Consider the following 7195-nt stretch of genomic DNA (forward strand, 5'->3'; position numbering starts at 1 on the left):
GATAAGCAATAGGAGTAGATAGTGTTTCATGGTTTATAAATCTACTCTAGTTTTTAATGTTCTCCGGTTTGCCACCCATTGAGAATAAAGAGCGTAAAAAAAGAAAGATTGACTACTAACTCGTGTTTTAGTTGCGCTAACTGTCGAAAATCAAACAAATCAGAGAAAGAAATAAGGAAGATTTATGAGCCAAAAACAGTTATAGAATCTAATAAAGCCTTCTATAATAATAGGTTTGATTGTAGTGTTATTCGGTTAATTTTGGATCTAATGGGCTAAAGTGTCACTACAAAATGAACCTTTTTGAACGATTGGTAACCAGCTTATTGAGGTCTAACCTCATGAGTCGGCCTAAGCAATCTCATGAGCCTATACTTAATACTACCTCGCTCATACAGGTAGTTGGCACAACACTGGGAAAATCAGATGGGGTTAAGACGACGGGGGCTGGTCTAAATCCTTATTTGATGGTATGCTATAGAATTGGTCTTTTGTTGTGGTTGTTCATGCCGCTTTTGGGATCAGCCAATCCAGTTCTACGACAAATCGAAAAGGCAACACCTGCCAAGCGAGTTATATACATTCTCAATTATTTCGATACCTGTTCAGCCGTTACCCAAAATAAGATTGCTGCTTTTCGGCTCCTGGAGGAGATCAATGGAATTGGCGAAAGAGTAGGCGATGAGCAACTACGTCGGTATTGCCAGTTCGTAAAAGATACATACGCCAAACATAGTTCACTCAGCAACAGCCAGAAAGCAGCACTCTTTATTGCTGTAGGCCAGAAGGCGGAGGGGAAAAGTGATCTACAGATTGCGGCTGTATGTCAGCACTTTGCGGGAGAATACTACTTCATCAATGCAGACTATGGCAAAGCGTTCGAATACCTGCTGGCAGCTAATACTAGCTTCAAGACAATTGGGTATGCCAACATTCCCGAAATGAGCCGATATCTTTATGATTTGGCGTTCAACTATTATCATTTCAATGAATACGAAAAATCCATCCGTTTGCTGAACGAGGCCGCTCGTTACCCGGCTTTCAGCGATAATCTGGCCATACAGACCTATAACACCATGGGCATGGCGTATGTTCGGATCGAACAAACCGACAAAACGGATAAGTTGCGCAGGGCAGAACGCTGCTTTCAAAAAACACAACAAATTGCCGCTTCTGTTGGTGATTCTGTGTGGGTTGGGATTGCCAACACGAATCTGGGCGATGTGTATCTACAACAGAATCGATTGACAGCCGCCGTAACCGCATTTCGGATCGATTACGAACTGGGAATGAAGTTTGGTAAGGATCGATCTCAGCCTTGTGCAACGGCGGTAAAACTGGCCAAACTCTATCTGACGCGCCAGCAGGTTGATAGCTGTGCTTATTTTCTCCGTGAAGCAAAACGAATTGCTCTGTTTAAGGTGGTCAACACGGAGTTCGGGGGCGATCTGAACAGTGCGCTTTATTATAAAAATTATTATGATGTAACTCGGCAATATTATCAGGCTATTCATAATCTGCCGTTTGCCTATATTTATCTGGATAGCGTATTGGCCATCAGCGAACGAATCCATAAACGCTACGATGTCAATCAATTAGCCTTAGCCAATAATAAGTTATTGATCCAGAAGCACCAGTCGGAGGTCGATAAACTCAATGCTCAGAAAAATACACAACAGTTACTCTTCGCAATCACGGGGGTAGTGCTGGCCTTAGTGGCGTTGTTTTTCTTTGCTCTATACCGATTTGTACGGACAAAACGCCAACAGGATCAGGTGATTAATGCGGAACAAGAAAAGTCGATGCGGTTGGCCAAACAGATTGTCGACGATGAGCTGCAACGGGCCAAAGCCGATTTAACCCTTTTTATTGATAACCTACAGGCAAAAGATACCCTGATTAACACACTAAACGCGGATCTGGAGCGGCTTTCCCAAACCCAGAAGCAAAGTGCTGAGCAGGATATGTTTGTAGAGGCACAGCAAAGTTTACTCAGCTCCAGCTTATTGACTCACGAAGATTGGGAAGAGTTTCAACGGCGTTTCGAGCGGGTATATCCGAGTTTCTTTGTGAAATTAAAAAATCATTTTACTGACATCAGTCCCGCCGAAGAACGGCTGTTAGCCCTATCTAAACTCAATATGAACACCCGCCAGATGAGCCGTATGCTAGGTATATCACCTGATTCGATCCACAAAGCAACGTATCGTCTGCGCAAAAAATTGGGTTCTGATGGCAGTTCAATCCTATCGAAACTCTTAAATTAGTTGTAATATCCTCGTGTAACGCATTGGTTGTTAGTGTGTTATTTTTTTGTCCAGATTTTTGTCCAGACCCAAAAATCGGTACTGATTGGCTAGGAGCGTATTTTTCACTTCCTCATTCACCAATCGCTCATGCTCAATACCTCTACCCTCTTTTTTCGTAATTCCATTCGGCGTTGTCGTCAACGTAGTGCTACGTTGTTATCGAATCTTACACCTCTTTGCCGAAGCTGGATCTTGTTACTATTTCTGGTATTGACCGGGCTAACGGCTCAAGCCCAAAAAAACTGGGTTGGCTCGACTAGTGACTGGAACACGGCCGCCAACTGGAACCCGGTTGGCATACCCACGGCCAGCGATAACGTAGTGATTCCCTCCGCTCCCGCTAATCAGCCAGTTCTGAGTACCACGGCGATGGCCAACTCGGTAGAGGTGAAGAGCGGGGCTTCGCTGACCATCACGGCGGCCGGCAGCCTGACCCTCAATGGCTCGAAAGCTATACAATTTGGTACAACGGCTTTTTACAACAATGGTCTTGTCGACAACGGGGGCAAGCTCATCATCAGTAATACGGCAAATTTGAATAGAAGTGGTCTTTTCAATGAAGGTACCTTCAACAACATTACGGGTGGAGAGATCAGGATTGATCATAGTTTTATGTCAGGGTTGTTCAACACAGGCCCCTTCAGCAATTGGGGTAAGTTGATAATCGGGGCTAATGCTTCAGTAGGGCAATATGGCATTGATAACAATGATACGTTCACCAACCAGTTGGGTGGGGAGATCACTATTGATAATACCTCTTTTATTGCTTTATATAACAATTTTGGCGATTTCACCAATTACGCCCGAATCACCATTGGGGCCAACGGTAGTGTGGGACAACTAGCTATTTCCAATCAAGACAAAACGTTCAACAATAGTGGTTGTTCGGCTATAATCAATGTAGTGGCCAACGCTTACATCTTCAGTTCGAATTTCAGTTATACCTTTTCCAACTCAGGTACCATCATCGAAAATGCCAGTGGCGACAGTAGAATTACTAATAACACGGGCATCGTCCAGAATCTCAACGGCGGTACGTTTGACGTCGGTTCGGGGCCTAACCAGCCTATCACTGCTATCGGTACGTTATGGTTGGGCTGCACCAGCACCGACTGGAACACGGCTTCCAATTGGTCGAGCGGAGTGGTGCCCACTGCCAATGTTAACGTAGTGATTCCGGCGGGTCCCGCCAACCAGCCCGTTCTGAGTACGACGGCAGTGGCCAACTCGGTGGATGTACGGAGTGGCGCTTCGTTGAGTATCACGGCGGCCGGTAGCCTGACCCTCAATGGTTCGAAGACTCCGCAAGCTAATATCGTTACAACAGCTTTTTACAATGCTGGTAGCGTCGACAACAGGGGGCGGATAATCATCGGCAATATGGCCACTGTCGGCGAATATGGCCTTTGGAACGTTGCTACCTTCAATAATCAGGCAGGTGGGCAGATTTCGATTGATCGAAGCACTTTCACCGGGTTAATGAACGAGAGTGGTGGTATCTTCAACAATGCCGCCAAGTTAATCATCGGAGCTAATGCCAGTGTGGGTCCTTCTGGAATTCAACTTGGAGATGGTACGTTCAACAATAATGCTGGTGGAGATATCTCGATTGATAATAGCAGTACCACTGGGGTGTATAACAACGGTGGTAGCTTCACCAATTATGCAAGGGTCACCATCGGAGCCACTGGTGGCATGGGTGATTTCGCCTTTTTGAATCGTGGTCCGGTCAGCAACACTGGTTGTTTAGCTATAATTAACATAGTAGCCAATGCAACAATTGCAGGTAATAGTGACTTTACCAACTCGGGTACCATCATCGAAAATGCCAGTGGCAATAGTAGAATTGGCAACAACACGGGTATCGTCCAGAATCTTAATGGCGGTTCATTTAGCGTCGAGTCAGGGAATGCTGCTATTACCACTGCCGGAAACATCTGGAAAGGCTGCACCAATACTGACTGGAACACCGCTTCTAACTGGTCGAGTGGAGTGGTGCCTACCGCCAGTGACCACGTAGTGATTCCGGCAGGGGCAGCCAACCAGCCAGTATTGAGCACGACGACTGAAATTAACTCGGTAGAAGTGCAGAGCGGTGCTTCACTGACTGTCACGGCAGCCGCTAGTCTAACCCTAAATGGCATCAGAAGCGTAAATAGTGATGTGCCGGGCTTTATGATCGTTTTTCACAACGAAGGGCTTGTTGACAACAGCGGATGGCTAATTCTTGATATCAAGAGACCCTCTGGTCAGGGTAGAGAAGGTATTCGTAATGTAGGTATATTCAACAACCGTATGGATGGGGAGATTATAATCGATAATGCCACTGCATCAGGATTTTATAATAGAGAAGGGACCTTCAACAATTATGGCAGAATTTCCATCGGGGTTACTATTAATGCGGGATTATCTGGCCTTAACAATCAAGCGACATTTAATAACCATGTGGGGGGAGACATTTTGATTCAAAAGTGTGGTTGGAGTGCAATAGTCAACAGTGGCAATTTTACCAATTATGCCAAAATCACTCTCGGGGCTAACTTCATTGGGAGCCAAGGTGTCATTGCACTCGGAGGACCCGGTATATTTAGCAACAATGGCTGTTCGGCCTTGATCAATATATTGGCAAATGCTCCCGTCGTTATCTCAGGTGGAAGCTTTGTCAACTCGGGTACTATTATCGACAATTCCGGCAGCGATAATTACATCCACAGTAATACAGGCATCATCCAGAGTCTCAATGGGGGTACGTTTGATGTAAGAACGGGGCCTAATCAACCGCTGAGTTTGAGTAGCATCAATGCCTCTTCCTGCCCCGCTAACGGAGCCATTACGATCAGCGGCCTGCATGCCAATACTACTTACACCCTCAGTTATACGGTCGGTGGTAACAGCGTCAACGTGAGTCCCAACCCCACCAGCAATGCCAGCGGTCAGTTCACGGTCGGTAACCTGGCCGCTGGCACCTACGCCCTGACCCTGGGCGGGAGTTGCGTACCACTACCTTTATCGCTGTCGGCTAGTCTGAGCGGCCCGGCCAGTGTTACCCCCACGCTGGTCAGTAGTGGTACGTTGACCTGCGCCAACCCGAGCGTTACGTTGACGGCTGGTGGCGGTACGTCGTACACCCTGACTGGCGGTTCGGGTACTCAGACCAACACTACTGGCCAGTTTGTAGTCAGTCAGGGCGGAAGTTATACGGTTCTGGTAGCGAATGCGGGCGGTTGTACGTCCACCACCAACGTAGTAGTGAGTTCAGACCAAGCCCCCCCAACAGTAAGTATCAATCCGCCCACCGGCACTGCGTTGACGTGCTCCACACCAACAGTGAGTCTATCAGCGGTGGGAGTTGGTACGTATCGCTGGAGTACTGGTGCCACTACGTCCTCCATCAGCGTTTCCACAGCTACTACGTACTCCGTTACGCTGACTGGAGCGAATGGCTGTACATCGACGGCGTCTACGACCGTTTCGTTGAACAATACCCCGCCCCCAATCAGCATCAATCCAACCAGTGCTACCTTAAGCTGTACTACGTCTTCGGTGAGTTTGAGTGCAGTGGGAGTTGGTACGTATCGCTGGAGCAACGGGGCTACTACGTCCAGTATTTCAGTAAGCACGGCGAGCACGTATTCCGTTACGTTGACCGGAGCGAACGGTTGTACATCGACCGCTAGTGCCAGTGTTACGTATCAGAACTGTGCCCCCACACTGGCCAATGCCATTCCGCCCAAATCCGCTACAATTGGTGATGCCTTCAGTTACACCATCCCTGCCACTACGTTCACCGATGCCGAAACGCCCACTAGTCTTACCCTTTCGGTGAGCGGATTACCCGCTGGACTGAGTTTCGTTTCGCCTAACACCATCACAGGAGTGCCTTCTACGACGGTCGGAACCCCTTTTAACGTAACGGTGGTGGCAACTGATCCTGGTGGCTTGTCGGTGGCTACCAGCTTTGCGCTGAGTGTTCAGCCGCGTGGTTTTGGTATTACAGGGGTCACTATGCTGGATTGTAATCATTTATCGTACTTTGAACGGCGGATCAACTTCACGGTCAGTTTTGAAGCTACCAATGGGCAACCCATCAGTCTGTCGATTGTCAACGAGGTTCCGGCCATCCCCATCCCTGAACCGTATCAGTTGACGCTGTTCACCGACAATCCGGTGATTGTCTTCAAGGCTCGTCAGCATGGTACACCGGGTGAAGCTATGTTTAGTTACAATTGGCTGGCTCATTGTTCGAATGGTAATCCGAGGGTGGAGAATTCCATCCCTCCTCAGTCGGCTACGGTAGGGCAGGCCTTCAGTTATACTATACCTGCCACTACGTTCACCGATGCTGAAACGCCCAACAGTCTGAGTTTGTCGGTGGTAGGTTTACCGGCTGGGCTAAGTTTAGTGTCGCCTAACCTGATCACGGGTGTTGTCTCGGGTTCTGCGAGTAGTTTCTACAGTGTGACGGTGATCGCTAGGGATACGAGTGGTGGTTCGGTGAGTACGATTTGGCCGTTGAGTGTGGTGAATGGAGGTGGTTGTGTAACTATGTACAGTGTGAAGGCTGGCGAATGGAGTGATGCGAGCGTATGGTCTTGTAGTCGAGTACCGGTGAGTACGGACGTAGTGACGTTGAATCATGCGGTGAGTTTGCCGGCTAGTTATGTGGGCCAGTCGCTGCGGTTGATCTATTCGCCGACGGGTCGGTTACTGATGGGGGCCAGTAGTCGGCTCAGGCTTGAAGGAAATTAATTACTTGGTAAATCAGGTTTTGCAAGGCCGGGTCTTTGGGCTCGGCTTTGTGCTTTTAATGGATCAAGGTCAAAAGTTGTGGAGCATCTTGGATTAAGCATATAACTGAGTCAGCCGGTAGAGGAAAAACTCCACAT

The 7195-nt window shown here is 47.9% G+C and carries 2 protein-coding genes; both read left to right on the plus strand.

Annotated features, from left to right (window positions below; genetic code table 11):
- Nucleotides 1–341 precede the first annotated feature (341 nt).
- Nucleotides 342–2267, plus strand: a complete 1926-nt coding sequence (locus ACYVD4_RS30795; protein ID WP_460952156.1) for a hypothetical protein — start codon at nt 342–344, stop codon at nt 2265–2267.
- Nucleotides 2268–2396: 129 nt separating this feature from the next.
- Complete coding sequence (locus tag ACYVD4_RS30800; RefSeq protein WP_460952157.1) at nt 2397–7058, plus strand: beta strand repeat-containing protein; 4662 nt, start codon at nt 2397–2399, stop codon at nt 7056–7058.
- The last annotated feature ends 137 nt before the right edge of the window (nt 7059–7195 follow it).

It is taken from the genome of Spirosoma daeguense (genome assembly GCF_054776875.1).